This window comes from Lonepinella sp. MS14435 (assembly GCF_042485795.1).
Taxonomy (GTDB): domain Bacteria; phylum Pseudomonadota; class Gammaproteobacteria; order Enterobacterales; family Pasteurellaceae; genus Lonepinella.
Genome location: NZ_CP169368.1, coordinates 1966663 through 1993064, shown reverse-complemented (window position 1 = coordinate 1993064; position 26402 = coordinate 1966663). Strand labels below are relative to the sequence as shown.

Below are 26402 nucleotides of genomic sequence, written 5' to 3'. Positions count from 1 at the left end.
TTTGTTATTTCGCTGTTTTAATGGAATTGATTAACGCATCAGAAAAGGCTTGTGCTAACGTAATTTGTTGAGTTTTGCCAACACTGCTGATCAGTAAATTAGTCACCATATTGCCTAACACCATTAAAGACAAATCTACTGGAGCTTGATGTTTTTCAAACACTGCGATCATTTCATTTAGGATTGCATCTACTTGTTTATCTTGATATTTTGAGTTGGTTGCCATAATAACGTTAATTTTTAACAATGTATTTCGCAAATACTACCACATTTTTAGCTAAAGTGCGGTTATAATTAACAGGATTTTTACTATTTCCAAATGACAAAGCAGAAAAAATGAGCATTACCGTAAATCAAATTGTATTACATCAAATTATTAAAACATCTTCAGAAAATGAAAATAATACCCCAAAATTAGATAGCGTATTACGTGAGAAATTGTTACCAATTACCCCTGAAGTAGAGCAATTAATGCTTGAATTACATCAGGTTTATCAAAGTAAAGCGAAAGGTTATGGGGTATTTAAAGAGCAATCGAATTTTGCTCAAGAACTTAATCGCTTGCTTGAGCAAGAAACAGATTTTCTATCCTTTAGCTATCAATCCACCAAATTACTCGCCAGCGAATTGGGTAAATATCCTTTTGCGGAGAGCGGGACGTTTGTATTGTGCCAATATAATTTCCTAGCCACGGATTACTTATTTATTGCCTTGTTAGATAGCCGAATCAGTATGTTGGTGGATGATAAATTAGAAATTCACCGTACCCAATATTTGAATATTAATCAATTTGATATTGCAGCACGCATTAACCTAACGGATTTACGTATTAATGCTACTTCAGACCGCTATCTGACTTTTATTAAAGGACGAGTTGGGCGTAAAATCAGCGATTTTTTTATGGATTTTCTAGGGGCGGAAGAAGGTTTAAATCCTAAACTACAAAATCAATGTTTATTACAAGCAGTCAGTGACTATTGCGAACAGGGTGAGTTAAATGCTGATCAAACTCAAGCCGTGAAAAAACAAGTATTTGAGTATTGTAAAGGACAAATGAATTCAGGCAATGAAATTGAATTGCGGGAACTTTCCACTGAATTACCTACTCTAAATGAGCGTCCTTTCGTTGAGTTTACCCAACAACAGGATTATGATTTAGCCGATAGTATTCCGCCTGTGCCAACGACATTAAAATCTTTAACTAAATTTTCAGGTTCTGGCAAAGGGGTAACGCTCAGTTTTGATGCCGAATTAATTAATAGCCGCATTATTTGGGACGAGCAAAATGACAGCATCACGATTAAGGGTTTGCCAGCCAATTTGCGTGATCAGTTACAGCGGAATTTAAAAAATTAATTTGGCAACCGACCAGAGTTTAGGTATCATCAGCATTATAAAAGATAAATTAAGAAAGGTAGAAAAATGCAATTAAAATCAATGGTAGCGATTATCGCTCTTGCGTTAAGTGTTTCAGCTTGTTCTAGCGTAAACAAAATTGTCTATCGTATTGACGTGCCACAAGGCAACTATTTAGAATCATCTACTGTACAAAAAGTGCAAGTTGGAATGACCAAAGAGCAGGTTCAATATTTACTGGGTACCCCTGTTTTAATCGATCCATTTAGTGACAACATTTGGTACTATGTTTATTTACAACAACATTCTTACGAAGATCCTATGCAACATAATTTTATTGTAAATTTCGATAGTAAAGGTATTGTGACCAGCACAGATTTAGATAAGCCTTTACCAGATGTAGAAAAACAAGAAGTTAACAATGCAATTATTGAAGCATCGGACAACGGTTCAAGAAAAAGCTGGTGGCAGTTCTGGAAGTAAGTGAGAAAGTTTAAATTTCTTGACCGCAGTTTGTGATAAAGGCTATTCTTAGTTGAATAGCCTTTTCGTTTATTTAAACAACTCTAACGCTTTCTGCACAATATGTTCTGCGGTTAAGCCATATTCTTGCATTAAGAAATCTAATGTACCTACTTGTCCATAACGATTATTAATACCAACCCTACGCATTGGTGTTGGGCAATGTTCGGCAAGCACTTCTGCGACCGCTGAACCTAATCCATTAGTAATGCTATGGTTTTCGCAAGTGACTATTTTTCCTGTGCGTTTGGCACAATCAATCACACAATTCACATCTAGCGGTTTTAAGGTGAACATATCCACCACCGTGGCTTCAATGCCTTGTTCTGCCAATTTATCGGCGGCATCTAAGGCTTCGGCGACCATAATGCCATTGGCAATGAGCGTAATATCCTTGCCTTGGCGTAACACTTTGGCTTTGCCGATAGTAAATTGTTCATCATCTGCATAGAGTTTGACTGCTTGTTTACGAATCGTACGTACCCAATAAAAGCCGTTTAAATCCATTAATTGATTAATGATCGCTTTCATCATTGTGCCGTCTGACACTTCCAATACGGTGGAATGAGCCAAACCACGCACAATCCCCATATCTTCAAAAGACATATGTGTACCGCCATTATGCACCGCTGTTACCCCTGCATCCGAAGCAATCACTTTGACATTGGCTTTTTGATAATCCAACGCCATAAATAATTGATCAAAACAACGGCGACTGGCGAATGCAGTAAAGCTATGCACAAAGGGGATCATACCTGCTAAGGATAATCCTGCTGCCATACCGACTACATTGGCTTCCATAATACCGCAGTTAATCACCTGATTTGGCAAGATTTTTTGCACTTTATCCATTGTCATACAACTCATCAAATCCGCTTCTAATTGCACGATATTGGGATTGTTTTGCATGGCATTGAGCATGGTTTCCGCATAAATTTTCCGCATTTCTTGCGGATCTTTTTCTCGCTTACTCATCGGCTCATCTCCAACTGTTGAATGGCGTTTTCAATTTCTGCACGACTTTGTTGATCTAAACGCAAATGGTGGCAATTTGGCAAATTCTCCAAATAAGGTACCCCTTGCCCTTTTTTGCTGTCTAAAATCAAGGCTAATGGTCGATCCGTTTTTTGTGTTAGCACTTGATAAAGTCGTTCAATATCCGTCCCTTTTACGGTTTCCACGGCAAACCCAAAACTACTGAATTTTGCTCTTAAATCAAAAGGATTGATAATGTCACAAAGCGAACCATCTAACTGTTGTTTGTTGTAATCTACAATGACGGTTAAATTGGTTAACTTACGGTGAGCAATAAATTGAAAGGCTTCCCAGCATTGCCCTTCGTTGAGTTCGCCATCCCCCACAATACAAAATGTGCGGTTTGGTAGTTGACGTAATTGGTGCGATAAGGCAATACCTGTGGCAATGGAAATCCCTTGTCCGAGCGATCCCGTGGTAGCATCTACCCCAAGGGTTTTTAAGCGATCAGGGTGGCTCGGAAAATTTGTCCCGTTTTGGTTTAAGGTCAGTAAATCTTGTGCAGGGAAATAGCCTTTCAATGCCAATGTGGCATAAAGGGCAGGACCGCCGTGTCCTTTGGATAGCACGAAATAGTCCCGTTCTTGCCAATCAGGGCGTTTGGGATCAATTTTCATCACGCCACCATAGAGTACTGCTAACACACCTGCAATGGATAGACTACCGCCGAAATGCCCGAAACCAAGATGCGTGAGTGATTTAAGCAAGGCGATGCGAATTTCTTTCGCCAACGCCTGCATTGCTTGCGTGTTCATTTACGCTCCTTTTTTGCTTGGTTTGACAGCGTAGTTGTACGCCACCAACGCCACAAAGATTGCCACAATCACGCCCATAATCATTTCTTTAGACAAATATTGAGCCATATAGCCTAACAAAATACCGACCCCACCGAAGTCTGCATCACTGAACGTGGTGTTGGCAAAGCCGAGATTGCCTAATACTGGCAACAAGAATACAGGCAAGAACGTAATCAATAAACCGTGTGCAAATGCACCAAGCACAGCTCCCCGTCTGCCCCCTGTGGCATTACCAAACACGCCAGCGGTTGCACCACAGAAGAAGTGTGGTACGACACCAGGTAAAATCAACACCCAATTCAGTTGACCTAACAACGCCAAGCCGACAATACCGCCTACAAAGCTAGAAAGGAAACCGATTAACACCGCATTCGGGGCATAAGGGAACACAATCGGGCAGTCCAATGCTGGGCGAGCATCGGGAACCAGTTTTTCAGAGAACCCTGTAAAGGCTGGCACGATTTCCGCTAAAATTAAACGAACCCCTTGTAAGATAATGTAAACTCCAGCGGCAAAGGTAATGGCTTGAATAGTGGCATAGACTAAGAAATGTTGACCGCCACTTAAGTTTTGTTCCACATATTGACTGCCAGCAGAAATGGCTAAAATGAAATAAATCACCAACATTGTCAATGAGATAGAAATGGAACTATCACGCAAGAAACTTAAATTTTTCGGTAAATTCATTTCTTCCGTCGATTTGGAATTCTTGCCCACTGCTTGACCAATCACAGCAGATAAAAAATAACCGAGCGAACCGAAATGTCCAAAGCCCACATCATTGCTGCCCGTCACTTTTTGCATATAACGGTGCATTAAGGCTGGGAAGAACGCCATTACCAATCCTAATGCTAATGAGCCAACAAACACCAGTTGCACGCCTTCAAAACCCACCACGGTTAAGATAATACCGATCATACAAGCCATATAGAATGTGTGATGACCTGTTAAAAAGATAAATTTTAACCGTGTGAAACGAGCTACGATAATATTGGCTGCCATACCAAACGCCATAATTAACGCTGTCGCTGTACCGTATTTTTCAATCGCCATTGACACAATGGCTTCGTTGTTTGGAATAATGCCTTGCACATTAAAGGCGTATTCAAACATACCGCCTAATGGAGCAAGAGAACTCATTAGCACAGTGGCTCCGCCACCTAATACTAAGAAACCTAAAATCGTTTTAATCGTGCCTTTAATAATATCAGGCACGGATTTTTTCTGTGCGATTAAGCCAACAAGGGCGATCAAGCCGACCAACACAGACGGCACTTTAAGAATATCTAAAACAAAAAAGAGTACGCTGTCCATAATAACCTCCTAACGGTTAAAATATGCGGTTAATTTTTCTTCAAATTCAGCCAGACCCACGATATTCTTGACCACGATAATTCGTTCAGGATCAATGCTGCTACTTGATGCAATATCACTTGCCATGACAAACACATCGGCATCATTCGGTGTTACCGAAGATAAATCCGTGTGATTTACCTCAGCTTCAATACCTAATTTCGCTAAGACTTTTTTAATGTTCATTTCCATCATAAAACTGCTGCCCAACCCTGAACCGCACACTGCCATTATTCTCATAGGAAACTCCTTAATAATCTAAAAAATCAACAGAATTATCTAAACTAATGTGAGGATAATCAATCAAAAAGTTCTGGAATTGTGACAGAGTTAACAGTTTTTGTGGATAATTTGTTAGGCATATAACAAAAGCATAACTTGAGAAAGATGAATTAGCCAGAAAAGGTAGAAGTGCGGTATTTTTTTGGGGTGTTTTTAGGGCATGATAGACTGTTAGCTTATTCAATGATAAAACACTAACAGTCTATGATTTACAATTCAGTTTTTAATTTTACCAACACATCTTTTAAAGATGCCATTCTTTCATCTGCGATAGCAAAGCGTTCATTGTTAAATTTTTCGTTGACAATAAAAGTGCGAACATTGGCAGCCTTGGCAGCAATTAAACCCGTTACACTGTCTTCAATAATAATGCAATCTTTCACCTCGGCATTTAAGGCTTTGACAGCACTTAAGTAAACTGCAGGATGGGGTTTAGCCAGTTCTTCATCCGCAGCTGTGCATTGAATCGGGAAATAATCCCAAAAATTCAATTTATCAAAAACTGCTTTAATCACTTGGCGATCTGATGAAGTCGCTAAAGCAACTGGAATACGCTTTTCTTTCAGAAAATCTAATAATTCATAGACACCGTCCATCGGTTGTGCATTTTCGCTGATTTTCTGGCATACACTATCCACAATTTGATTGCGAAGTGCGGTGTTTTTTACCGAAAGATTGAACATTTCACACCAAATTATCGCGACTTCATCTACTCGTGTGCCACGAGTGTATTTTTCACAATCTGGTTCGGTGATATGTATGCCATATTGTGCCAAGCTCTCAATTTGTGCTTCCGCCCAAAAAGGTTCGCTATCCACTAATACACCGTCCATATCAAAAATTACATGTTTTATTGTCATAATTTATCCTAATGATTTTAAATATTTATCCCATTCGAAATATTGACCGGGGTCAATTTTTCGCTCTGGTGCAATATCACAATGTCCCACAATTCGTTCAGGGGTGATTTGTGGATATAATGCCATAATTTGTTGCGTAAGTTCAGCTAATTTTACATATTGTTGTTGAGTAAAAGGTTGTTGGTTACTTCCTTCTAATTCAATACCGATAGAATAGTCATTACATTTATCTCGCCCATTAAAGCAAGACAATCCAGCATGCCACGCTCGATCTTGTAAACTGACATATTGAGTAACTCGTCCATCTCGCTCAATCAGAAAATGAGCGGAAACTCGCACCTGATAAATTTCAGCAAAATAAGGGTGAATACTTGGATCGAGTTTACCAAGAAAAAAATCATCAATAAAACCACCGCCAAATTGTTCTGGAGGCAAACTGATGTAATGGATCACTAATAGTGAAACATCTTGCGGATCGGGGCGTTGATCATAATGTGGAGATTTTAAGTGACGGATATTAGCTAGCCAACCTTGTTTTGCGTTTACCATCAATTTTTGCCTATAAAAAAGTAATTTCTGTGATCTTAATTCCAAAATTAACAGTGGAATTTTGCCTATTTTTCTATTGTCGTACAAAGTAGCGGAGAGATTATAAAGGTAATCTCGCAATTTATTTTATTATAAGGAAAAATTATGTATTTTAACCGTACTTTGATTCAAACTTCGTACAATCTACAGTTCAAAAAAGGCTTTACCCTGATTGAATTGATGATCGTGATTGCCATTGTGGCAATTTTAGCCACCATTGCAATTCCATCTTACCAAAATTATACCAAAAAAGCCGCCATTTCTGAACTGTTGCAAGCAGCAGCACCTTATCGTTCCGAAGTAGAGCTTTGTGTTTATAACTTAGATAAACCAGATAATTGCTCCGCAGGTCAAAATGGGATCCAAGCAAATATCACAGATGGTTCAGGCAAATATGTGAAATCTGTTGCCGTCAGTGCTGGCAAGATTACCGTGACGGGGAAAGGTAGTGTTGCTGATGTGAGTTACACTTTAACTGCCAGTGGTTCAGCTAGTACAGGGGTAACTTGGGCGGCAAACTGCGGTACAAAATCGGAATTATTTCCAGCTGGTTTCTGTAGCACAAATAGTACAAGTAGTACAAGCACTGGACAACAATAATGCAAAAGAGTCTATCTAGTCCACATATTGTTAGCTCAAATGTTGTTAGCCCGAATGTTGTTAGCCCGAATGTGGTGAGCCATGACGGAAAAATATTCCAAATTTCACCGCAGTTATGGCAACAAAATCAGCAACAACAGAACATTCTGATCCGTTATTTAGCTTGTCCATTAGCGGAAAATGAGCGTTGTTTATGGCTCGGGCTAGATAGCCTCAACAATTTATCCGCTTGTGAAACCTTTTCTTTCCTAACAGGAAAAATGATCGAACCTGTGTTGTTGGAAACACAGGTATTGAAAGATTTATTGCAAGCCTTAGCTCCACAATCTTTAATGGTGCAAGAAAGCCCTGTTTTTTACCATGTTCAACAGCAAGATTTAAACGAAGAAAAGCATTCTACTCAACAATCAGATGAACCCGTGATTCAGTTGCTTAATCGGATTTTTGAAAGTGCGTTGCAGCAACGAGCATCTGATATTCACCTTGAGCCACAAAGCCAACATTTGCAAGTGCGTTTTCGTATTGATGGTGTATTACAACACCAACCGCCAGTTGCATTAGCATTATCTAGTAGGGTGATTTCACGTTTAAAATTATTAGCCAAACTAGATATTAGCGAAACTCGCTTACCGCAAGACGGACGTTTTCATTTTAAAACCACCTTTTCTGATATGTTAGATTTTCGTCTTTCCACCTTACCAACTCCATTTGGGGAAAAAGCGGTGTTGCGGGTGCAACAAAATAAGCCAGTACAATTTGCATTTGCCGATCTGGGTATGAATGATCAGCAGCAGGAACGTTTTAAATACGCCCTTAATCAACCGCAAGGCTTGATTTTAGTGACAGGACCTACGGGAAGTGGGAAAAGTATCACACTTTACACCGCACTTTCTTATTTAAATCGTCCTGAAAAACATATTATGACCGCGGAAGATCCTATTGAAATTCCATTGTCTGGCATTATTCAAAGCCAAGTCAATCCACAAATTGGTTTAGATTTCAGTCGGTTATTGCGTACTTTCTTACGCCAAGATCCCGATATTATTATGCTCGGTGAAATTCGTGATGAAGAAAGTGCTGCAATGGCATTACGAGCTTCTCAAACGGGGCATCTTGTGCTTTCCACGTTGCATACCAATGATGCACCGTCCGCTATTCCACGCTTGTTACAGTTAGGTATAAAGCAACACGAAATTGACAACAGCTTATTGTTAGTGATTGCACAACGTCTGATTCGGAAACGTTGCCAAAAGTGCGGTGGAAAAAGCGAAAATTCTTGTGATTGTCATCAAGGCTATAAAGGTCGAATCGGGATTTATCAATTTTTACAACCTGATCCAAAGCAAGGTTATCAGTTGGATGTTGATCATTTACAACAAGCAGGGCTAGAGAAAGTGAAGCAAGGAATAACGGATTTAGTGGAAATTCAACGAGTATTAGGACATTAAAGGGACAAAATGAAACTCAAAATGTACCGCTGGCAAGGTATTAATCGGTTAAATCAAAAACAAAAAGGCGTTTTAATTGCTGAAAGTGAACAAATCGCACGTCAACAATTATTAAACCGAGGTTTACAGCAAATTAAATTACAGCAAAACTGGCAATTATCCACTAAACCGAATCAGGCAGAAATTTGTGATACCTTATTACAATTAGCAATTTTATTAAAATCTTCTGTTCCGTTAAAAAATAGCTTATTGATTTTATTGCAAAATTGTACCAATATTCAGTTAAATTTGTGGTTACATCAGCTATTAAATCAACTTGAAACAGGGTTATCTTTTTCTCAGGCATTACAGAATCAAGGGCAATTTTTAACATTACAAGAACGCCAATTAATTCAAGTCGGTGAAATGACGGGTAAACTGGCAACGGTGTGTAATCAAATTGCCGAGCATCGTCAACAATCGGTGGCATTACAACGAAAATTGCAGAAAATCTTGTTGTATCCGATGATGGTACTCGGTATTTCCGTGATATTGACCGCACTTTTACTGATTTTTATTGTGCCACAATTTGCCGATATGTATGGTGATAATCAAGCTCAACTACCGTTCTTCACCCAAGTTTTATTATTTTTATCGGTACTGTTACAGCAATATTTCTGGCTAATTGTTGTGCTGATTGTTGGCATTATTGTTCTGATTAAACGTCAATTAAAATCATCGATCTGGCTGAATCAACTCAAAATAAAATTAATCTCTAACACCCCCATATTAGGCAATATTGTACAACTTTCTAGGTTGGTAGGATTTTGTCGTGGCTTGCATTTAATGTTGAAATCAGGTGTGCCATTAAATCAGGCATTGCAGTCATTTTTACCCCAAAAGAAAACTTGGCAAAACAAGATCGAATTACAAGGGGATTTAACTTTAATTCAAGAAATTCAGTCTATGCTTCATTGGATTACACAAGGCTATGCTTTTTCAGTAGCAGTGGGAGCAGAATTATTTCCGATACAAGCTCAACAAATGTTGCAGGTAGGTGAGCAATCGGGACAACTTTCACAAATGTTACTGCATATTGCAGAGAGTTATCAGCAACAGCTCGATCATAAAATTGATCTGCTTTCACAAATGTTAGAGCCATTGTTAATGGTGGTGATTGGTGGACTGATTGGTTTGATTATGTTGGGAATGTATTTGCCGATCTTTAATATGGGTTCGTTAATTCAATGATAATACTTGGATTTTTTCTCTTAGGTGGCATTGTGGCAACCCTTGTACGTTATTATTTGCAAAATTTAGCCACACAAATTCAACAAGAAATTTATCAAAGCTATGCGGATCTTTTTCCTGACAATGCACCGCAGGTTTGCCCTGAAAACTCTCGTTTAATGCCGATAAAGTGCGGTGGATTTTGGCTGTATTTTTGGGTTGGAGCGATATTATTTGGGTTAAACGCCTATTATTTTATTAATCCAATACAAGCGTTATTTTGGCTAACTTCGGGTGTGCTATTATTTCTAATTGCCAAAATTGACGGACACTATCAATTTATTTCAGTAACACATTGCCAATGTTTAATGGCATTAGGTGTATCGGGTGCATATTTTCAATTTACGCCTATTTCCCTTGAACAATCTCTGCAAAGCCTGTTAATTGGGTTTGGAGCGTTTTATCTGATTTTTTATCTTGCACAGTGTTATTATCATCAAGATGCTTTGGGACGTGGTGATTATTGGCTAATCGCAGCATTAAGCAGTTTTTATGATTGGCAACAATTACCGTATTTGATTTTTGTGGCATGTTGTTCGGGGTTGATTTTTGCAGGCATCAAATGGCTAAAAGGGGAGAAAATAGATTATTTGCCTTTTGCTCCATTTTTAGTGATTGGGCAGGTTTTTATGTTAGGGGCAAATATGGTAGGATAGCGAAAAAATCACGAACGGAGAATAAATGACCTACATCATCGGACTCACAGGCGGTATTGGCAGTGGCAAAACCACCATTGCTAATCTTTTTGCAGAACTTGGTGTGCCATTGATAGATGCGGACGTAGTAGCTCGTCAGGTGGTGCAAAAAGGATCGCCCTTGTTAAGCCAAATAGTCGCACATTTTGGGCGTGAAATTCTCACTGAAACAGGTGAACTTAACCGCTCCGCGTTACGTGAAAAAGTATTCAACAGCGAAAGCGAGAAAAATTGGCTAAATAATTTATTGCACCCCGCTATTCGCCGAGAAATGTTAGTTCAACTACAAGCTCAAACCGCCCCTTATGTGTTATTTGTGGTGCCATTATTAATTGAAAATAACTTGACGGAACTTTGTGATCGGGTTTTAGTCGTGGACGTGTTGCCTGCAACTCAATTAGATCGTGCCAGTCAGCGAGATAATAATAAACGCCAATTAATTCAACAAATTATCAATACTCAGGTAAGCCGAAATGAACGCCTAAAGGTCGCAGATGATGTGATTAATAATGATGGGGATTTTGCACAAACTGAGAGCGAACTTCGCCAAAAAGTGCTAGAATTACACCAATATTATTTACAATTAAGTGAGAAGAAAAATGGCAGAAACTTTTAGCGTAGAGTGTCCAACTTGTAAAAAGCCTGTGGTTTGGTCGCCTGAAAGTGCGTATCGCCCTTTTTGCAGTAAACGTTGCCAATTAATTGATTTAGGCGAATGGGCAGCAGAAGAAAAAGCTATTCCTTGTGAAACGGCAGATTTTGCTGAAAGTAGTGAGTTTTCAGAAGACTGGGTGAAATAAACATGAATATTCAACACCAACAGGACAATGAGCAAGGCGAATTTTTTGTTTTAGACGATAATGGCAACAAGATCGCTGAATTAACCTATTTTTTCGTGGATAAGCAAACCATTAATGCCAATCATACTTACGTGTCAGAAGTGTTGCGAGGGCAAGGTGTGGCGGATAAGTTATATCAAGCATTGGTAGCGTTTATTCGGGAAAAAGATCTAAACTTGATACCAAGTTGTAGCTATATTGCGAGAAAATGGGAACGAGAAACAAAATAAGCACAAAACAGGTAAAGTGCGGTTGAATTTTGCAAAATTTTTGCTAGAATTGACCGCACTTTTTTCTTGATGAAATAAAGTAAAAATTAGTTCGGTTGAAGCTAGTTGGAGAATAGGGAATTGACCCTATACCGACGAGGTAAAATCTTTCAGGTGCTGACTATTAAGAATAATGTCAGCAAGGACTGCTAGTGGACGAACCCTTGGAGAGATTTCGTACATTCAAAGTAATGTAACGGAACGCCGAAGGCGAAAGAGTGATTTTTGTTGCAAAACAAACACTTCAAACGCTCAGGCAAAAGGACAGGGGCAGAAAGACAATTCCAGTATTTACGCTGTTTGGGGCGTATTCTTCAATGCTTTCCGCTGCCTTGTATGAATTTCTAACTTTAAATTTTTTACGAGGATTATCATGCTATTTTCAGAAATTCTATCATCTATAGATAGTTTTATTTGGGGACCGCCGTTGCTGATTTTGTTATCAGGTACGGGGCTTTATTTAACCTTGCGTCTTGGTTTTATTCAAATTGTGCAGTTGCCAAGGGCGTTGGGCTATATGTTTAAACGTGAGCAAGGCAATGGGCAGTCGGGCGATGTATCTGCTTTTGCTGCACTTTGTACCGCACTTTCTGCCACTATCGGAACAGGAAATATTGTCGGTGTTGCTACTGCTATTCAGGCTGGTGGACCAGGGGCGATGTTTTGGATGTGGTTGGTCGCTTTACTTGGCATGGCGACCAAATATGCCGAAGGTTTGTTGGCGGTGAAATACCGTGTACGCGATAAAAATGGCTTTATGGCGGGTGGTCCGATGTACTATATTGAACGTGGACTAGGGATCAAATGGCTGGCTAAATTATTCGCTGTGTTTGGGGTGTTAGTGGCGTGGTTCGGGATTGGAACATTCCCACAAATTAATGCTATCACCCATGCAATGCAAGATACGTTTAGCGTGCCAGTGGTTATATCTGCTGCGGTAATGACGGTGCTGGTGGCTGCCATTATTTTAGGTGGCGTAAAACGTATTGCTACTGTTTCCACATTAATTGTGCCGTTTATGGCGATTTTATATGTAACAACATCTTGCGTGATTTTAGTCTTGAATGCAGACAAAGTCCCCGCTGCCATAGCATTAATCGTAGCAAGTGCTTTTAATCCGCAAGCTGCCCTTGGTGGAGTATTAGGATTAACCGTCATGAAAGCGATTCAAGCAGGGGTGGCTAGGGGGATTTTTTCTAATGAATCAGGCTTGGGATCTGCACCGATTGCGGCGGCGGCTGCACAGACTAAAGAGCCTGTTCGTCAAGGTTTAATTTCCATGACGGGGACGTTTCTTGATACCATTATTGTCTGTTCCATGACGGGATTAGTGTTAGTGATCACGGGCGTGTGGAATGGCACTGTGGAAGGGGCTGCAGCCACGAATTTAGCTTTTGCACAGGGTTTAGGCACAAGCATTGGGGCAACCATTGTGACGATTGGTTTGTTATTCTTTGCCTTTACCACCATTCTAGGCTGGTGCTATTATGGCGAACGTTGTTTTGTGTATCTGTTTGATATTCGTGGTATTAAATTGTATCGTGCGATTTTCATTTTATTAGTGGCTTGCGGTGCCTTTATTGAATTACAGACCATTTGGATTTTAGCCGATATTGTCAATGGTTTAATGGCGTTTCCGAATTTGATAGCATTGATTGGGTTACGTAGCGTGATTATTGACGAAACTAAAGATTATTTTCAGCGTTTGAAGACAGGCGAATTAAATGAAACAGCGGAGTAGGGAGCCTAGTACTTGCGTACTAGGTTAAGCAAATAACGCTACTCCGTAGCTGTTTGTTCAAGATGCGGAGCATCGTTACATAGATAGCCCTGTACGCCAGTGCAGGGCAAAAGAGAATAATAATATGCCAACTCTTATTTTCCTACACGGTCTGCTTGGTACCAAAGCCGATTGGCAAATCGTGATTAAAAAACTCAGCAAAATCGCACCGCAGTTTGATTGTGTGGCATTGGATTTGCCTTTACATGGTGAAAATAAACATGTTGAAGTGGCAGACTTTGAGCAAACAGCACAATTTATTTCGCAACAAATCTGTCAAAAAATTCAAAATAAACCTTATATTTTAATAGGTTATTCATTGGGTGGGCGGATTGCGTTGTACTATGCTTTACAAGCTCAATGCGAAAAGGGCAATTTGCAAGGGCTGATTTTAGAAGGTGCCAATTTAGGCTTGAGTAGCGAACAAGAAAAGCAGCAACGTTGGCAAAGCGATCAACAATGGGCAAAATGCTTTATGATAGAAAACCCTGAAAAGGTGCTACAAGATTGGTATCAACAGCTAGTCTTTGCACATTTAACTTTACAGCAACGTGCCGACTTAATCGCGAAACGTGCGGCAAACTGCGGTGAAAATATCGGTAAAATGTTATTAGCAACTAGCCTTGCCAAACAACCTGATTTTAGTTCAAGTGTGCAATCTACTGATTTACCTATTTATTATTTGGTGGGGGAGCAGGATCAAAAATTCAACCAAATGGCAACAGCAAAAGGGTTAATGTTTTGTCAGATCGCCCAAGCAGGGCATAATGCTCATTTAGAAAATCCCGATGTGTTCGCCGAACAATTACGCCGTTTTGCTTTTGAGATCGTAAAACTTCCGTTATAATGACCGCACTTCTTTAACAATAACAGTTTACTTACAAGCAAGGAAATTTTTATGCAAAATCCAAAAGATGATGTGCTTTATGCCCCAGTTGAATGGGTAGATCACAGTACGGGCTATACCGATATTCTTTATCATAAATCCACCGATGGCATTGCCAAAATCACCATCAATCGCCCAGAAGTACGTAATGCGTTTCGTCCGCAAACCGTCAAAGAGATGATTAATGCCTTTTCTGATGCACGTTTTGATGAAAAAATTGGCGTGATTGTATTGACTGGTCAAGGCGAAAAAGCGTTTTGTTCTGGTGGCGACCAAAAAGTACGTGGTGACTACGGCGGTTATAAAGACGAGAGTGGCGTACATCATTTAAATGTGTTGGATTTTCAACGAGATATTCGCACTTGCCCGAAACCTGTGGTTGCCATGGTGGCAGGGTACGCTATCGGTGGTGGTCATGTGTTACACATGCTTTGTGACATCACTATTTCCGCAGACAATGCCATTTACGGTCAAACAGGTCCGAAAGTAGGTTCTTTTGACGGTGGTTGGGGAGCAAGTTATATGGCTCGTTTAGTAGGTCAGAAAAAAGCTCGTGAAATTTGGTTCTTATGCCGTCAATACAATGCTCAAGAAGCGTTGGATATGGGCTTAGTAAATACCGTAGTGCCTTACGCCGATTTAGAAAAAGAAACCGTACGTTGGTGCCGTGAAATGTTGCGTAACAGCCCGATAGCGTTACGTTGCTTAAAAGCTGCCTTGAATGCGGATTGCGATGGTCAAGCTGGCTTACAAGAACTAGCAGGCAATGCCACCATGTTGTTCTATATGACCGAAGAAGGTCAAGAAGGACGCAATGCGTTTAATGAAAAACGAGCCCCTGATTTTAGTAAGTTTAAACGCAATCCTTAATCAGATTGTTAAAAGGTAGGGGCGGATCGATGTATCCGCCCGAAATACGGAGTGTTGTTTATGGATCAAAAAATTATTCGGTTAAAACAACGGTTTGAACATTATAAAAACGCCTTAGCTCGTTTATCTGAAGCAATAGAAAAATGCGATGAAGTTATTCAAAAAATTGATGGTGTGATTGAAAATATCGTTCAAGAAAGCATTATTCAACGCTTTGAATTTACTCACGAATTGGCGTGGAAATTGATGAAAGATATTTTGCAATATGAGGGAGATTTTGAGGGTGGTTCAAGAACGGCAACTCGTGAAGCCTTTAATTTAGGTTATATTTCTCAGGGCGAAGTTTGGATGGATATGGTTGAAACCCGAAATCTCACGGTACATACCTATAATATTTCGCTGTTAAATCAAGAGTTTGAAAAAATCACTATGCAATATTTCCCTTTATTACTTCAATTTGAACAACGAGTTGAAAAACTATGCCAAACTTTGGATTAAGCGATAAATCAATTAAACAGATTCATGACATTTTGCGAAAATATCCTGAGATTGAACAGGCGATTATTTACGGTTCTCGAGCGATAGGAAATTATCGTGAAGGATCTGATATTGATTTAACTTTGAAAGGCGAAAAGGTAACGCAAGACACCCGTGGTAAAGTGTGGCTAGATTTAGATGATTCCTATTCCCCTTATTTATTTGACATTTCCGTCTATCATTTATTAACCAATCCTGATTTTATCGCTCAAATCGACCAATTCGGACGGGTTTTTTATCAAAGAGAAAACAATGAGAACTTATAATTTATACCGTTACAGCATTCCTGTTGATAGCCAACTCATTCTCCGCAATCGTTTTTTAAAAAAACGGGAAGGATTATTAGTGCAAGTGAAATGTGGTGAAAATGAAGGTTGGGGAGAAATTGCCCCTTTGCCTGAATTTAGCCAAGAAACCCTAGAGCAGGCAGAGAGTCAAGCGATTGACTGGTTGAAAAAATGGGATCAAGCACGTTCTTGTGATGAAAAATTACCGTTAAATGATGATGAACTTTATCCGTCTGTGGCGTTTGGTTTGAGTGTTGCCTTGGCGGAATTGAAAGGCAAATTGGGTGAGCAAGGTAATTATCAAGTGGCACCGTTATGTTATGGTGATCCTGATGAACTTTATGAGCCGTTAAATCAAATGCAAGGTGAAAAAGTTGCTAAAATTAAAGTGGGTATGTACGAAGCTAATCGAGATGGATTAATTGCAGATATGTTGTTGGAAGCCATTCCCGATTTATATTTGCGTCTTGATGCTAATCGCAGTTGGACACTAACCAAAGCCGCAATGTTTGCAAAGTATGTCAAACCTGAACATAGAAATCGTATTCAATTTTTAGAAGAACCCTGTAAAACCCGTGATGAAAGTCGTCAGTTTGCACAGGAAACGGGTATTGCTATTGCGTGGGATGAATCAGTGCGTGAGCCTAATTTTGTGGTGCAAGCTGAACCAAATTTGGCAGCCATTGTGATTAAGCCAACCTTGGTGGGAAGTTTGCAAAAATGTGTCAAATTGATTGAGCAAGCCCATGCTTGTGGTTTAAAAGCAGTGATTAGTTCGTCTATTGAAAGTAGTTTTGGCTTAACCCAGTTAGCTCGTATTGCTCAACAATATACGCCGAATGTTACACCTGGGTTAGATACATTAGACTTAATGGCATATCAAATTGTTCGTCAATGGCAGGGTTCGACATTGCCTGTTATTGATTTAGATTCACAATTTATTGTCAAAGTGGCGATCTAAAAGGTTAGACCACATTTTATTAAGCTGAGTTTTTATAAAAAAACATTATAATGCGAACGTTACAAAAAAGGATAAGATTATGTTGCAATCTGCACGTATTTTGTTGTTAAATGGTCCAAATTTAAATATGTTGGGGGCGAGAGAACCAAAGCATTATGGTTCGCTTTCGCTAGTACAAATTGAACAAGATTTACAACAACATGCTGAAAAGTGCGGGGTAAATTTAACCTGTTTTCAGGCAAATAGCGAAGAAAAATTGATTGATAAAATTCATCAGAGTTTTCAGCAAGTGGATTTTATTATTATTAATCCAGCGGCTTATACGCATACTAGTGTAGCATTACGTGATGCCTTGTTGGCAGTGGCGATTCCTTTTGTGGAAGTGCATTTGTCTAATATTCACAAACGTGAGCCATTTCGTCATCATTCTTATTTTAGTGATGTGGCTGAGGGCGTGATTTGTGGCTTAGGGGCAAAAGGTTATGAATATGCGTTAGACTTTGCGGTACAGTTTTTGGCAAAAAAAGCAGAAAATCGTTGAAATTTCGCAAAATTTGCATAAAATCGCATAAAACAGTCGCCAAAAGCAATTTTTTCGGGTAATCTTGCTTCCGCAAAAGACACAAACTTTTCACTGTACTTTTAGCTCGCAAAAACGATGCTAAAGTGCGGTCTATTTTACATTATTTTTTAGGAAATCTACATTATGGCAATGGATATTCGTAAAATCAAAAAATTGATCGAATTAGTAGAAGAATCAGGCATTATGGAATTAGAAATTTCTGAGGGGGAAGAATCTGTTCGTATTAGCCGTGGTACGCCAGCACCTACTGCGGTGCAATATCATCTTCCAACACAAGCACCAGCTCCTACGGCGGTTGCTCCAGTGGCGACACCGACACCAGTCGTTGCATCTGCTGCTCCAGCTGTTGAAGAAGTGTCAGGTCATGTAGTGCGTTCACCGATGGTGGGAACGTTCTATCGTAGTCCTAGCCCAGATGCGAAAGCATTCGTTGAAGTAGGGCAGTCTGTGAAAGTTGGTGATGCACTTTGCATTGTTGAAGCAATGAAAATGATGAACCGTATTGAAGCGGATAAAGCGGGTGTGGTGAAAGCTGTTTTAATTAATGACGGTGATGCGGTTGAATTTGATGAACCGTTAATCGTTATTGAATAGTATTTTCTAAAATAATTGGGCGATAGCCCATTATTTTTATCTTATCAATTTTAAATTGGAATAATCTTATGTTAGAAAAAGTGGTTATTGCCAACCGTGGTGAAATTGCCTTACGTATTTTACGTGCTTGTAAAGAACTTGGCATTAAAACCGTTGCGGTACATTCCACCGCCGACCGTGATTTAAAACACGTTTTATTAGCGGATGAAACAGTTTGTATTGGACCAGCTCCATCAACCAAAAGCTATTTAAATGTGCCAGCTATTATCGCGGCAGCTGAAGTGACGGGGGCAGATGCAATTCACCCTGGTTATGGTTTTTTGTCTGAAAATGCAGATTTTGCCGAACAGGTAGAATGTTCTGGCTTTATCTTTATTGGACCGACCGCCAATGTCATTCGTTTAATGGGGGATAAAGTATCTGCCATTAACGCCATGAAAAAAGCAGGCGTACCTTGTGTACCAGGTTCTGATGGTCCATTAGGCTCGGATATGGCAAAAAATAAAGAAATTGCCAAACGTATTGGTTTTCCAGTGATCATTAAAGCCTCTGGTGGCGGTGGTGGTCGTGGTATGCGAGTGGTGCGTAATGTGGAAAGCCTAGAAGAAAGTATTGCCATGACCAAAGCAGAAGCGAAAGCAGCTTTCAACAATGATATGGTGTATATGGAAAAATATCTTGAAAATCCACGCCACGTGGAAATTCAAGTTTTGGCTGATACACATGGTAATGCGGTATATTTAGCCGAACGTGATTGTTCCATGCAGCGTCGTCACCAAAAGGTAGTAGAAGAAGCTCCAGCTCCAGGGATTAGCGAAGAAGTTCGCCGTGATATTGGTTCACGTTGTGCTAATGCTTGTGTGGAAATTGGTTATCGTGGCGCGGGTACTTTTGAGTTCTTGTACGAAAATGGTGAGTTCTATTTTATTGAAATGAATACTCGTATTCAGGTAGAACACCCAGTGACGGAAATGATCACGGGCGTGGACTTGGTGAAAGAGCAGTTACGCATTGCATCAGGTTTACCGCTTTCAATTAAACAAGAAGATATTAAAGTCAAAGGTCACGCTATTGAATGTCGTATTAATGCGGAAGATCCAAAAACGTTTTTACCATCACCAGGTAAAGTGGTGCATTTACATTCCCCTGGTGGATTGGGTGTACGTTGGGATTCTCATGTTTATGGTGGTTACACTGTACCACCGCATTACGATTCCATGATTGCAAAATTAATTGTATATGCAGATACCCGTGAAGAAGCGATTCGCCGTATGCAAAATGCCTTATCCGAAACTATCATTGATGGAATTAAAACCAATATTCCATTACATCATCTAATTTTAGATGATGCAAATTTCCAACAAGGTGGCACAAATATCCACTACTTAGAGAAAAAATTAGGTATTGCTGAATAGTGCAAAATAGCGTAATTAAGTGGATCATCATGATCCACTTTTTTTGTGAGGAACGAAAATGACATTACAACAACGTTACAAGCAAGCTGCCAAAGAGGCTCGTTGGGCATTGTTTTTAACCATTGCTTATATGATCGGCTGGTGTATATGTGCTTATTTACCCGATAATAGTGCTGGACCTTTAGGTTTTCCGCTTTGGTTTGAACTCTCTTGTATTTATTTACCCATCTTGTTTATTGTGGTCGCCTATTGGTTAATTAAAATTGTTTACCAAGATATTGAATTAGAAATCTCAACGGAAAAAGACCGCACTTCAGTCCCTTCTAACAAGGATATTTAACCATGAATTTAGGTATTATTTTTCCACTTATTATTTATTTAGTCTTTGTTTTTGGGGCAGCATTGTACGCCTATATTAAACGGCAAAAAGGCGATTTTCTGACGGAATATTATGTAGGTAATCGTTCAATGACTGGCTTTGTATTGGCAATGACCATAGCCTCTACTTATGCTAGTGCTAGTTCTTTTGTCGGCGGACCTGGGGCTGCCTATAAATATGGTTTAGGCTGGGTTTTACTTGCCATGATTCAAGTACCAGCAGTCTGGTTGGCGTTAGGGGCATTAGGCAAAAAATTTGCTTTGTTATCTCGCGAAAGTAACGCTTTAACCATTAATGATTTATTGCTTTATCGTTATAAAAATAAATGGTTAGTTTGGATTGCTGGCATTGCGTTATTAATTGCTTTCTTCGCCGCCATGATGACGCAATTTATCGGTGGAGCAAGATTATTATCTACTACGATCGGGATTTCTTATACTAGTGCATTATTAATTTTTGCCGTAACAGTAGGCATTTACACCTTTATCGGTGGTTTCCGTGCGGTGGTGTTGACCGATACTATTCAAGGTACGGTAATGATTTTAGGCACATTAATTTTGCTTGGCGGGGTGATTTATGCCGCTGGTGGAACAGAAAGTGCGGTGCAAAAATTGACAGAAATTGATCCGCACTTAGTTAGTCCTTATGGACCGAACAATATGCTCGGTTTTCAATTTATGGCATCCTTTTGGGTACTGGTTTGTTTTGGTGTTGTTGGTTTACCTCATACCGCAGTGCGTTGTATGGCATTTAAAGATAGCAAAGCATTACATCGTGGCATGTTAATTGGTACCATTATTCTCAGCGTGATTATGCTTGGTATGCACTTAGCAGGAGCCTTAGGACGAGCGGTGATTCCAGATTTAACCGTTCCCGATCAGGTAATTCCAACATTGATGTTACAAGTGTTACCACCGATTGTAGCAGGAATTTTCTTAGCTGCCCCTATGTCAGCAATTATGTCCACTATTGATGCTCAATTAATTCAATCTTCGGCTATTTTCGTCAAAGATCTGTATTTATCAGCAAATCCTGAAATGGCAACCAACCAGAAAAAAATCAGTTGGTTTTCTTCCATCATTACGCTAACGATTACTGTCCTATTAGTATTAGCCGCTTTAAATCCACCTGATATGATTATTTGGCTCAACCTGTTCGCCTTTGGTGGATTAGAAGCCGCTTTCTTATGGGTGATTATATTGGGGATTTATTGGGATAAAGCGAATGCTACAGGAGCGATTAGCTCAATGGTAGTAGGTTTGGTGTGCTATATTTTTCTCACCCAGATGAAAGGAGTGGATTTAACCACCTTGCCTAATGCGGTGCAGTATATGGTTAAAAGTATAAAATTATTTAGCCAATTCCACGAAATAGTGCCATCTTTGGTTTGGGGATTGGTGGCATTCTTACTGGCAAATAAGTTGGGTGAGAAACCAAAAAAACCTAACACTCACGTACTAGGTTAAGCATAGTCACGCTACTCCGTAGCTGTGTACATCAAGATGCGGAGCATCGTTACCATGTCTAGCCCTGTACGCAAGTGCAGGGCAGGTGAGAACTTAATTCCTTTCTCTGACAGCATCTAAAAACGTTATAAAGGTACTTTTTTGATGATTTTCACGCTTGAATAGATATTAGCTAAGGAGTAAAATTTCATTTGTTTACGCATTTATGGACTATTTATTAATTTAACTAAGGATGTGTTATGTCAAATTTAAAAAAATTGGTGTTATTCACCGCAGTTTTAAGTGTATCTAATCTTGCTTTAGCAAATAGCTTAGATCCCTATCAAGGTTGGTTTTTGGGTGTTGGTTTAAATACCACAAAAATTAAATATAGTGATAATAATAATTCTGCATCAGGTTCATATTCTGCTGGCGGTGAAGTGCTTGGAGGCTATAGTTTTACCTTTGCGGATGGATTTGTCGGTCAAATAGAAGAGAAATTACGTATTAGTAATTCTAAAACGGATTATTCTTACTATCACTATGATGGTACTCAAACTACTATTAAAGATGGTTTTAAGGAAAAATATAACGGAAGTATTGCCTACTTACAAGGTTATAAAGTCACCGAGGAATTTGTACCTTATATTAAACTAGGATTTAATTTCTCAAAATACGATATAAAAAATGAAGTGAGAAGTCACTTAGGAATTGATGGTGATATTGGAATTGGTTTCCTTTATGGGGTTGGAGCAAAATACAATTTGACCGAAAATTCTACTATGGGTATTGAATGGACAGCTACCAAAATTAGTGGACATGATACGGATTTTGATCTTAAGACCAATACTTTTAGCTTGAATTATACTTATCATTTCTAGGGGGAAACAAAATGAAAAAGTTATTAACTATTTTTATGCTTTGCTTTGGATTATTGTTAACGGGCTGTGCCACTACAGCAATGGATACAGTAGAGAATGATCTTCAAGCTAAGAAATTTGATGTTCCAATGGAAGGTAATTCAGGTATTTACATTTATCGTAATTCTTTTATAGGAAAAGCCTTGAAAAAGAATTTATATATAGATGATAAATTGCTTGGTCAGTCAGCCCCTGATGTTTATTTTTATAAACAGGTAAAAGCGGGTAGTCATAAAATATCAACAGAGTCAGAATTTAGTAATAATAATTTATCCCTATCTACGGAAAGTGGTAAAAATTATTTTATTCGTCAATATATTAAAGTTGGGGTCTTTGTTGGTGGTGCAAGTTTGGAGCAAGTTCCAGAAGAACAGGGTAAAATTGATATTCTAAAACTGAAACGAGCGAAAGATTTGTAAATATCTCACTAAGCATAGTCACGCTACTCCGTAGCTGTGTACATCAAGATGCGGAGCATCGTTACCATGTCTAGCCCTGTACGCAAGTGCAGGGCTTAATCATCTTCCAAACTGTCCCTAAACACCAAATATTCCTCTAATAACTCAATAGCACTCAAACAGCGTTCACGGCGTTGTTTAGTGATGTTGATTTGTTGCTCAAGGTGGTTCTTTTGTTCATCGTTGGCGAAATTGAGTTGATTTTCCTGAGCGTATAGTTTGTCATTTAAGGCTTGTAAGGCTTCATAATATTTAACTAATTTTTCTCGTGGTGGAAGTAACTCAATTTGCTGACGTAATTGATCTCGTTTATTTAAAATGGGCTTAGAATTCACCGCACTTTTTGGGGTTTGTAATATTTTAATGGCATCTTGTAATGCGGTATATTGAGCTAATAGCTTTTCCGTGAAAAACGTTATTTGAGCAGTATCTTGTTCGGTGAATTGCTTAATTTGCTCGAAACATTGTTGCATCTCATGTAGATAAAAATCAATATTTTGAAAATTTTCGCTAAACAGCATAGGATCAAATTTGCTGTAAAGCGATTTATCTTTGAGGTGAGCGTAATTTTTTTCTAGCTCAGAGAGATATTGACCTAGTTGCTTTAAAAGTGCGGTGTGATTTTTCATAATTTTTTAAAGCCCCCTAAAAAATGTTTAGGGGGAAATGTTGGTTAGAGAATCATGGCGGCAATCCAGCCAAAAATGAGTAGTGGGATATTGTAGTGTAAAAATGTTGGTACTACGCTGTCCCAAATATGATCATGTTTACCATCTACATTCAAGCCTGATGTGGGTCCTAAAGTAGAATCAGAAGCAGGTGAACCAGCATCACCTAAGGCTGCCGCAACGCCGACAATAGACACTGTCGCCAGTGGTGAAAAACCAACAGCGATACAAAGTGGTACATAAATTGAGGTGATAATCGGCACGGTTGAGAAAGAAGAACCGATACCCATGGTAATAAATAAGCCAACTAATAACATTAAAAATGCAGTTAAACCTTTATTATTTTGCCCTAGCCCTTGGCTAAATACTTCAACTAACTGTGTAACGCCACCCGTTTCATTAATGACATTGGCAAAACCAGAGGCAGCAATCATCACAAAACCGATCATTGCCATTAAGCGTAAACCCTGTTGAAAGATGTCGTTGCTTTCTTTTAAGCGGAAAATACCGAATACCGCAAAGATAATTAAGCCAGCCAAACCGCCGATAATGGTGGAACTGGTGAATAATTGTAGGGAGAAAGTAACTACGATAGCTGCAAGACTCACCCATACATGAAAAGGTTTGATGTTAGCAATATGCTGTTCAATTTCTGCTGTGGTGGGTTCTGCGGTAGTAACCACGTATTCTCTCGGTTTGCGATAGCTCACAAAAATAGCAAATAATAAGCCTAAAATCATGCCAGTCACTGGAATTGCCATTGCCATAGAAACTTCAGCGACACTGGTGTGAATGCCTAAGTTAGCCCCGACTTCATTGATATTCTTGACCAAAATACTTTCAATAAAAATTTTACCAAAGCCTACGGGTAATAGCATATAGGTCGCAGTTAAACCGAAAGTGAGTACACAAGCCACCGCACGGCGGTCAAGTTTCAAACGATTAAAAATACTTAATAATGGCGGTACCACAATCGGGATAAAGGCAATATGTACGGGAAGTAAGTTTTGTGATGAAATGGAAAATGCCACTAACACAGCAAGAATGAAATATTTAAATCCTGCCACAGAGCTGCCACTAGGGGTTTTGCCAAGGCGTTTAATCACTTTATAAGCGAGTAAATCAGTAATGCCTGATCTTGAAATCGCCACAGCGAATGCACCTAAAATGGCATAGTTCATTGCCACTTCGGCACCACCACCTAAACCACTGGTAAATACTTCAATCGTTTTTGAAAGTCCTAAACTGCCTGTTAAGCCTGCGGTAAGGGCAGAAATAACGAGGGCAATCACAACGTTAATGCGTAATAAACTCAAGATGAGTAATACGATAATTGATAGAATAACGGGATTGGTAAGCATATTTTATCCTTAGATTTTGTAATGAATTTCTAAATTTACTGAAAAAAATGAATTTGTCTAGTTTTTCTCAAAGAATTACTAGAGAAATAACAAAAATTTTATGCGAAATAGAGAAAGTGCGGTGAAAAATTAGCTATTTTCTATTTCTTGCTTTGATTCTGCATTTATTAGGTGTGGGAAACCACCAAGCTGTTTCAGATGATTAACCATATAACAAAATAGTTCCGCCGTGCGTTCCGTATCATACAGGGCAGAATGTGCTTGTTTATAATCAAAAGCAATATTTGCGGCTTGGCAGGCTTTCACTAAGACGGTTTGACCAAACATTAAACCGCTTAAACTGGCGGTATCAAAAGCACTAAAAGGGTGGAATGGATTACGTTTCACCCCTGTACGATCGGCGGCAGCCATAACAAAGCCTTGGTCAAAGGTCGCATTATGTGCCACGATAATTGAACGTTGGCAATTTGCTTCTTTTTGTCCTCGGCGAACCATTTGAAACAAGCCAGTTATCGCATCTAATTCTGAAATTGCCATGGCTTGACGTACGGGATTAGTTAAATCGATGCCATTTATTTTCATTGAATCTGGGTTGATTAATGCACCATCGAAAGGTTTAATATGGCAATGATATGTCTGATCAAGCTCAAGTAAACCTTGTTCGTTCATTTTTAAGGTAATTGCAGCTAATTCTAATAACGCATCGGTTTGACAATTTAACCCCGCCGTTTCCACATCAATAATGACAGGATAATAACCACGAAAGCGATTTTTGAGCAAATTATAATCTATTGTTTGATGTTGTTCAGTCATAAAATAAAAGGGTGCGTTAGTTAAATGTAACGCACCAAAAATAAGTTAAAATTACACCGCACTTTAGTTGCCTAAAGCGGCTTTAGCGTTTTTATTTTCGATAAATTCGATTTTGTAACCATCAGGATCTTCTACAAATGCGATCACGGTTTTGCCACCTTTCACTGGACCAGCTTCACGTGTTACTTTACCGCCAGCGGCTTTTACTGCTTGGCAAGTGGCATAAATATCATCAACACCGATAGCGATATGACCATAAGCGGTACCCAATTCATATTGTTCTACGCCCCAGTTATAGGTGAGTTCCAGTACAGCAGATTCGTCTTCGTCTGCATAACCTAAAAAAGCAAGGGAATATTTATATTCGGGATTTTCACTGGTACGTAATAAACGCATACCTAACACATCTTGATAGAATTTAATTGAACGGTCTAAATTACCGACACGTAACATTGTGTGTAAAATTCGCATGATATTTTCTCCAATTTAAATCTTTATGGAGATTATGCCACAAATTTAGTGATAAATCAGA

33 protein-coding genes and 1 riboswitch are annotated in these 26402 nt (G+C 39.1%); of the genes, 22 read left to right on the top strand and 11 right to left on the bottom strand.

Going from position 1 to position 26402, the window contains the following annotated elements; genetic code table 11:
* Nucleotides 1-4: 4 nt before the first annotated feature.
* Nucleotides 5-226 (bottom strand): YejL family protein, encoded by a 222-nt coding sequence (locus O1Q80_RS09420; RefSeq protein WP_386696184.1) that lies wholly within the window; start codon nucleotides 224-226, stop codon nucleotides 5-7.
* A 110-nt stretch (nucleotides 227-336) separates the two neighbouring features.
* Between O1Q80_RS09420 and yejK the strand changes: the two genes are divergently transcribed.
* Together yejK and bamE are read left to right on the top strand one after the other, a co-directional pair.
* The gene (yejK, locus tag O1Q80_RS09415) at nucleotides 337-1356 is read left to right on the top strand and encodes a nucleoid-associated protein YejK (protein ID WP_386694680.1); all 1020 of its coding nucleotides are present in this window, start codon (nucleotides 337-339) and stop codon (nucleotides 1354-1356) included.
* A gap of 66 nt (nucleotides 1357-1422) precedes the next feature.
* Nucleotides 1423-1839, top strand: coding sequence for an outer membrane protein assembly factor BamE (bamE, locus tag O1Q80_RS09410; RefSeq protein ID WP_386687269.1), 417 nt, complete (start codon nucleotides 1423-1425; stop codon nucleotides 1837-1839).
* 69 nt (nucleotides 1840-1908) lie between these two features.
* Here the strand turns inward: bamE and O1Q80_RS09405 are convergent, their stop codons facing one another.
* The 6 genes from O1Q80_RS09405 to ampD all read right to left on the bottom strand — a co-directional run bounded on the left by O1Q80_RS09405 (nucleotide 1909) and on the right by ampD (nucleotide 6754).
* Complete coding sequence (locus tag O1Q80_RS09405; protein ID WP_386694678.1) at nucleotides 1909-2853, bottom strand: transketolase family protein; 945 nt, start codon at nucleotides 2851-2853, stop codon at nucleotides 1909-1911.
* Nucleotides 2850-3668, bottom strand: coding sequence for a transketolase (locus O1Q80_RS09400; RefSeq protein ID WP_386694677.1), 819 nt, complete (start codon nucleotides 3666-3668; stop codon nucleotides 2850-2852). The genes O1Q80_RS09405 and O1Q80_RS09400 overlap by 4 nt, the downstream gene beginning before the upstream one ends.
* Nucleotides 3669-5024, bottom strand: coding sequence for a PTS ascorbate transporter subunit IIC (locus tag O1Q80_RS09395; protein ID WP_153984893.1), 1356 nt, complete (start codon nucleotides 5022-5024; stop codon nucleotides 3669-3671).
* Nucleotides 5025-5033: 9 nt separating this feature from the next.
* Nucleotides 5034-5303 (bottom strand): PTS sugar transporter subunit IIB, encoded by a 270-nt coding sequence (locus tag O1Q80_RS09390; RefSeq protein WP_153984892.1) that lies wholly within the window; start codon nucleotides 5301-5303, stop codon nucleotides 5034-5036.
* A gap of 251 nt (nucleotides 5304-5554) precedes the next feature.
* A complete protein-coding gene (locus O1Q80_RS09385; protein ID WP_386687262.1) occupies nucleotides 5555-6205 on the bottom strand; it encodes an HAD family hydrolase in 651 nt (216 codons plus the stop codon).
* Nucleotides 6206-6208: 3 nt separating this feature from the next.
* A complete protein-coding gene (gene ampD / locus O1Q80_RS09380) occupies nucleotides 6209-6754 on the bottom strand; it encodes a 1,6-anhydro-N-acetylmuramyl-L-alanine amidase AmpD (RefSeq protein WP_386694675.1) in 546 nt (181 codons plus the stop codon).
* A 144-nt stretch (nucleotides 6755-6898) separates the two neighbouring features.
* Between ampD and O1Q80_RS09375 the strand changes: the two genes are divergently transcribed.
* The 20 genes from O1Q80_RS09375 (at nucleotide 6899) to O1Q80_RS09280 (ending at nucleotide 22989) form a co-directional block, all read left to right on the top strand.
* Nucleotides 6899-7393 carry a prepilin-type N-terminal cleavage/methylation domain-containing protein gene (locus O1Q80_RS09375; RefSeq protein WP_386694674.1) on the top strand — a complete coding sequence of 165 codons (495 nt, stop codon included), beginning with the start codon at nucleotides 6899-6901 and terminating at the stop codon, nucleotides 7391-7393.
* A complete protein-coding gene (locus tag O1Q80_RS09370) occupies nucleotides 7393-8841 on the top strand; it encodes a GspE/PulE family protein (RefSeq protein ID WP_386694672.1) in 1449 nt (482 codons plus the stop codon). Before O1Q80_RS09375 ends, O1Q80_RS09370 begins: the two co-directional genes overlap by 1 nt.
* A gap of 9 nt (nucleotides 8842-8850) precedes the next feature.
* A complete protein-coding gene (locus O1Q80_RS09365) occupies nucleotides 8851-10071 on the top strand; it encodes a type II secretion system F family protein (protein ID WP_386687254.1) in 1221 nt (406 codons plus the stop codon).
* Nucleotides 10072-10103: 32 nt separating this feature from the next.
* The gene (locus tag O1Q80_RS09360) at nucleotides 10104-10766 is read left to right on the top strand and encodes a prepilin peptidase (protein ID WP_386694671.1); all 663 of its coding nucleotides are present in this window, start codon (nucleotides 10104-10106) and stop codon (nucleotides 10764-10766) included.
* Nucleotides 10767-10791: 25 nt separating this feature from the next.
* Nucleotides 10792-11421 carry a dephospho-CoA kinase gene (coaE, locus tag O1Q80_RS09355; RefSeq protein WP_386694669.1) on the top strand — a complete coding sequence of 210 codons (630 nt, stop codon included), beginning with the start codon at nucleotides 10792-10794 and terminating at the stop codon, nucleotides 11419-11421.
* Entirely contained in the window at nucleotides 11405-11605 is a 201-nt protein-coding gene (gene yacG / locus O1Q80_RS09350; protein ID WP_132301902.1) for a DNA gyrase inhibitor YacG, read from the top strand. Before coaE ends, yacG begins: the two co-directional genes overlap by 17 nt.
* Nucleotides 11606-11607: 2 nt before the next feature.
* Nucleotides 11608-11874, top strand: coding sequence for a GNAT family N-acetyltransferase (locus O1Q80_RS09345; protein ID WP_386690985.1), 267 nt, complete (start codon nucleotides 11608-11610; stop codon nucleotides 11872-11874).
* Between the two features lie 193 nt (nucleotides 11875-12067).
* Nucleotides 12068-12191, top strand: a riboswitch (glycine riboswitch).
* Between the two features lie 95 nt (nucleotides 12192-12286).
* Nucleotides 12287-13654: an alanine/glycine:cation symporter family protein gene (locus O1Q80_RS09340; RefSeq protein ID WP_386694667.1), complete on the top strand. Its 1368-nt coding sequence runs from the start codon at nucleotides 12287-12289 to the stop codon at nucleotides 13652-13654.
* A 124-nt stretch (nucleotides 13655-13778) separates the two neighbouring features.
* Nucleotides 13779-14540 (top strand): 2-succinyl-6-hydroxy-2,4-cyclohexadiene-1-carboxylate synthase, encoded by a 762-nt coding sequence (gene menH / locus O1Q80_RS09335; RefSeq protein WP_386694665.1) that lies wholly within the window; start codon nucleotides 13779-13781, stop codon nucleotides 14538-14540.
* A gap of 51 nt (nucleotides 14541-14591) precedes the next feature.
* Entirely contained in the window at nucleotides 14592-15449 is an 858-nt protein-coding gene (menB, locus tag O1Q80_RS09330) for a 1,4-dihydroxy-2-naphthoyl-CoA synthase (protein ID WP_386687242.1), read from the top strand.
* Between the two features lie 60 nt (nucleotides 15450-15509).
* Complete coding sequence (locus O1Q80_RS09325; RefSeq protein ID WP_386694664.1) at nucleotides 15510-15947, top strand: nucleotidyltransferase substrate binding protein; 438 nt, start codon at nucleotides 15510-15512, stop codon at nucleotides 15945-15947.
* Nucleotides 15929-16252: a nucleotidyltransferase domain-containing protein gene (locus O1Q80_RS09320; protein ID WP_386687238.1), complete on the top strand. Its 324-nt coding sequence runs from the start codon at nucleotides 15929-15931 to the stop codon at nucleotides 16250-16252. The genes O1Q80_RS09325 and O1Q80_RS09320 overlap by 19 nt, the downstream gene beginning before the upstream one ends.
* A complete protein-coding gene (menC, locus tag O1Q80_RS09315) occupies nucleotides 16239-17234 on the top strand; it encodes an o-succinylbenzoate synthase (RefSeq protein ID WP_386694662.1) in 996 nt (331 codons plus the stop codon). Before O1Q80_RS09320 ends, menC begins: the two co-directional genes overlap by 14 nt.
* A 79-nt stretch (nucleotides 17235-17313) precedes the next feature.
* Nucleotides 17314-17775, top strand: coding sequence for a type II 3-dehydroquinate dehydratase (gene aroQ / locus O1Q80_RS09310; RefSeq protein ID WP_386694661.1), 462 nt, complete (start codon nucleotides 17314-17316; stop codon nucleotides 17773-17775).
* Nucleotides 17776-17946: 171 nt separating this feature from the next.
* Nucleotides 17947-18411 carry an acetyl-CoA carboxylase biotin carboxyl carrier protein gene (accB, locus tag O1Q80_RS09305; protein WP_386693362.1) on the top strand — a complete coding sequence of 155 codons (465 nt, stop codon included), beginning with the start codon at nucleotides 17947-17949 and terminating at the stop codon, nucleotides 18409-18411.
* 68 nt (nucleotides 18412-18479) lie between these two features.
* Nucleotides 18480-19826 carry an acetyl-CoA carboxylase biotin carboxylase subunit gene (accC, locus tag O1Q80_RS09300; RefSeq protein ID WP_386687232.1) on the top strand — a complete coding sequence of 449 codons (1347 nt, stop codon included), beginning with the start codon at nucleotides 18480-18482 and terminating at the stop codon, nucleotides 19824-19826.
* A 58-nt stretch (nucleotides 19827-19884) separates the two neighbouring features.
* On the top strand, nucleotides 19885-20166 hold the full coding sequence (locus O1Q80_RS09295; protein ID WP_386694659.1) for a YhdT family protein: 282 nt from the start codon (nucleotides 19885-19887) through the stop codon (nucleotides 20164-20166).
* A 2-nt stretch (nucleotides 20167-20168) separates the two neighbouring features.
* Nucleotides 20169-21671 carry a sodium/pantothenate symporter gene (gene panF / locus O1Q80_RS09290; protein ID WP_386687228.1) on the top strand — a complete coding sequence of 501 codons (1503 nt, stop codon included), beginning with the start codon at nucleotides 20169-20171 and terminating at the stop codon, nucleotides 21669-21671.
* Nucleotides 21672-21910: 239 nt separating this feature from the next.
* Nucleotides 21911-22531: an outer membrane protein gene (locus O1Q80_RS09285; protein WP_386694658.1), complete on the top strand. Its 621-nt coding sequence runs from the start codon at nucleotides 21911-21913 to the stop codon at nucleotides 22529-22531.
* Nucleotides 22532-22542: 11 nt separating this feature from the next.
* Nucleotides 22543-22989, top strand: a complete 447-nt coding sequence (locus O1Q80_RS09280) for a DUF2846 domain-containing protein (RefSeq protein WP_386694656.1) — start codon at nucleotides 22543-22545, stop codon at nucleotides 22987-22989.
* A gap of 95 nt (nucleotides 22990-23084) precedes the next feature.
* On the opposite strand, the gene priC is transcribed toward O1Q80_RS09280, so the two are convergent.
* The 4 genes from priC to gloA all read right to left on the bottom strand — a co-directional run bounded on the left by priC (nucleotide 23085) and on the right by gloA (nucleotide 26341).
* Nucleotides 23085-23657, bottom strand: a complete 573-nt coding sequence (gene priC / locus O1Q80_RS09275; RefSeq protein WP_386694654.1) for a primosomal replication protein PriC — start codon at nucleotides 23655-23657, stop codon at nucleotides 23085-23087.
* A 44-nt stretch (nucleotides 23658-23701) separates the two neighbouring features.
* Entirely contained in the window at nucleotides 23702-25057 is a 1356-nt protein-coding gene (locus O1Q80_RS09270) for a Na+/H+ antiporter family protein (protein ID WP_386687224.1), read from the bottom strand.
* A 129-nt stretch (nucleotides 25058-25186) separates the two neighbouring features.
* Nucleotides 25187-25870, bottom strand: coding sequence for a ribonuclease T (gene rnt / locus O1Q80_RS09265; protein ID WP_386687222.1), 684 nt, complete (start codon nucleotides 25868-25870; stop codon nucleotides 25187-25189).
* Nucleotides 25871-25933: 63 nt separating this feature from the next.
* The gene (gene gloA / locus O1Q80_RS09260) at nucleotides 25934-26341 is read right to left on the bottom strand and encodes a lactoylglutathione lyase (RefSeq protein WP_386687220.1); all 408 of its coding nucleotides are present in this window, start codon (nucleotides 26339-26341) and stop codon (nucleotides 25934-25936) included.
* Nucleotides 26342-26402 lie beyond the last annotated feature (61 nt).

Coding starts and splice junctions, on each gene's coding strand:
- O1Q80_RS09420 (WP_386696184.1), bottom strand. CDS start 226: ATGGCAACCAACTCAAAATATCAAGATAAACAAGTAGATGCAATCCTA.
- yejK (WP_386694680.1), top strand. CDS start 337: ATGAGCATTACCGTAAATCAAATTGTATTACATCAAATTATTAAAACA.
- bamE (WP_386687269.1), top strand. CDS start 1,423: ATGCAATTAAAATCAATGGTAGCGATTATCGCTCTTGCGTTAAGTGTT.
- O1Q80_RS09405 (WP_386694678.1), bottom strand. CDS start 2,853: ATGAGTAAGCGAGAAAAAGATCCGCAAGAAATGCGGAAAATTTATGCG.
- O1Q80_RS09400 (WP_386694677.1), bottom strand. CDS start 3,668: ATGAACACGCAAGCAATGCAGGCGTTGGCGAAAGAAATTCGCATCGCC.
- O1Q80_RS09395 (WP_153984893.1), bottom strand. CDS start 5,024: ATGGACAGCGTACTCTTTTTTGTTTTAGATATTCTTAAAGTGCCGTCT.
- O1Q80_RS09390 (WP_153984892.1), bottom strand. CDS start 5,303: ATGAGAATAATGGCAGTGTGCGGTTCAGGGTTGGGCAGCAGTTTTATG.
- O1Q80_RS09385 (WP_386687262.1), bottom strand. CDS start 6,205: ATGACAATAAAACATGTAATTTTTGATATGGACGGTGTATTAGTGGAT.
- ampD (WP_386694675.1), bottom strand. CDS start 6,754: ATGGTAAACGCAAAACAAGGTTGGCTAGCTAATATCCGTCACTTAAAA.
- O1Q80_RS09375 (WP_386694674.1), top strand. CDS start 6,899: ATGTATTTTAACCGTACTTTGATTCAAACTTCGTACAATCTACAGTTC.
- O1Q80_RS09370 (WP_386694672.1), top strand. CDS start 7,393: ATGCAAAAGAGTCTATCTAGTCCACATATTGTTAGCTCAAATGTTGTT.
- O1Q80_RS09365 (WP_386687254.1), top strand. CDS start 8,851: ATGAAACTCAAAATGTACCGCTGGCAAGGTATTAATCGGTTAAATCAA.
- coaE (WP_386694669.1), top strand. CDS start 10,792: ATGACCTACATCATCGGACTCACAGGCGGTATTGGCAGTGGCAAAACC.
- yacG (WP_132301902.1), top strand. CDS start 11,405: ATGGCAGAAACTTTTAGCGTAGAGTGTCCAACTTGTAAAAAGCCTGTG.
- O1Q80_RS09345 (WP_386690985.1), top strand. CDS start 11,608: ATGAATATTCAACACCAACAGGACAATGAGCAAGGCGAATTTTTTGTT.
- O1Q80_RS09340 (WP_386694667.1), top strand. CDS start 12,287: ATGCTATTTTCAGAAATTCTATCATCTATAGATAGTTTTATTTGGGGA.
- menH (WP_386694665.1), top strand. CDS start 13,779: ATGCCAACTCTTATTTTCCTACACGGTCTGCTTGGTACCAAAGCCGAT.
- menB (WP_386687242.1), top strand. CDS start 14,592: ATGCAAAATCCAAAAGATGATGTGCTTTATGCCCCAGTTGAATGGGTA.
- O1Q80_RS09325 (WP_386694664.1), top strand. CDS start 15,510: ATGGATCAAAAAATTATTCGGTTAAAACAACGGTTTGAACATTATAAA.
- O1Q80_RS09320 (WP_386687238.1), top strand. CDS start 15,929: ATGCCAAACTTTGGATTAAGCGATAAATCAATTAAACAGATTCATGAC.
- menC (WP_386694662.1), top strand. CDS start 16,239: ATGAGAACTTATAATTTATACCGTTACAGCATTCCTGTTGATAGCCAA.
- aroQ (WP_386694661.1), top strand. CDS start 17,314: ATGTTGCAATCTGCACGTATTTTGTTGTTAAATGGTCCAAATTTAAAT.
- accB (WP_386693362.1), top strand. CDS start 17,947: ATGGATATTCGTAAAATCAAAAAATTGATCGAATTAGTAGAAGAATCA.
- accC (WP_386687232.1), top strand. CDS start 18,480: ATGTTAGAAAAAGTGGTTATTGCCAACCGTGGTGAAATTGCCTTACGT.
- O1Q80_RS09295 (WP_386694659.1), top strand. CDS start 19,885: ATGACATTACAACAACGTTACAAGCAAGCTGCCAAAGAGGCTCGTTGG.
- panF (WP_386687228.1), top strand. CDS start 20,169: ATGAATTTAGGTATTATTTTTCCACTTATTATTTATTTAGTCTTTGTT.
- O1Q80_RS09285 (WP_386694658.1), top strand. CDS start 21,911: ATGTCAAATTTAAAAAAATTGGTGTTATTCACCGCAGTTTTAAGTGTA.
- O1Q80_RS09280 (WP_386694656.1), top strand. CDS start 22,543: ATGAAAAAGTTATTAACTATTTTTATGCTTTGCTTTGGATTATTGTTA.
- priC (WP_386694654.1), bottom strand. CDS start 23,657: ATGAAAAATCACACCGCACTTTTAAAGCAACTAGGTCAATATCTCTCT.
- O1Q80_RS09270 (WP_386687224.1), bottom strand. CDS start 25,057: ATGCTTACCAATCCCGTTATTCTATCAATTATCGTATTACTCATCTTG.
- rnt (WP_386687222.1), bottom strand. CDS start 25,870: ATGACTGAACAACATCAAACAATAGATTATAATTTGCTCAAAAATCGC.
- gloA (WP_386687220.1), bottom strand. CDS start 26,341: ATGCGAATTTTACACACAATGTTACGTGTCGGTAATTTAGACCGTTCA.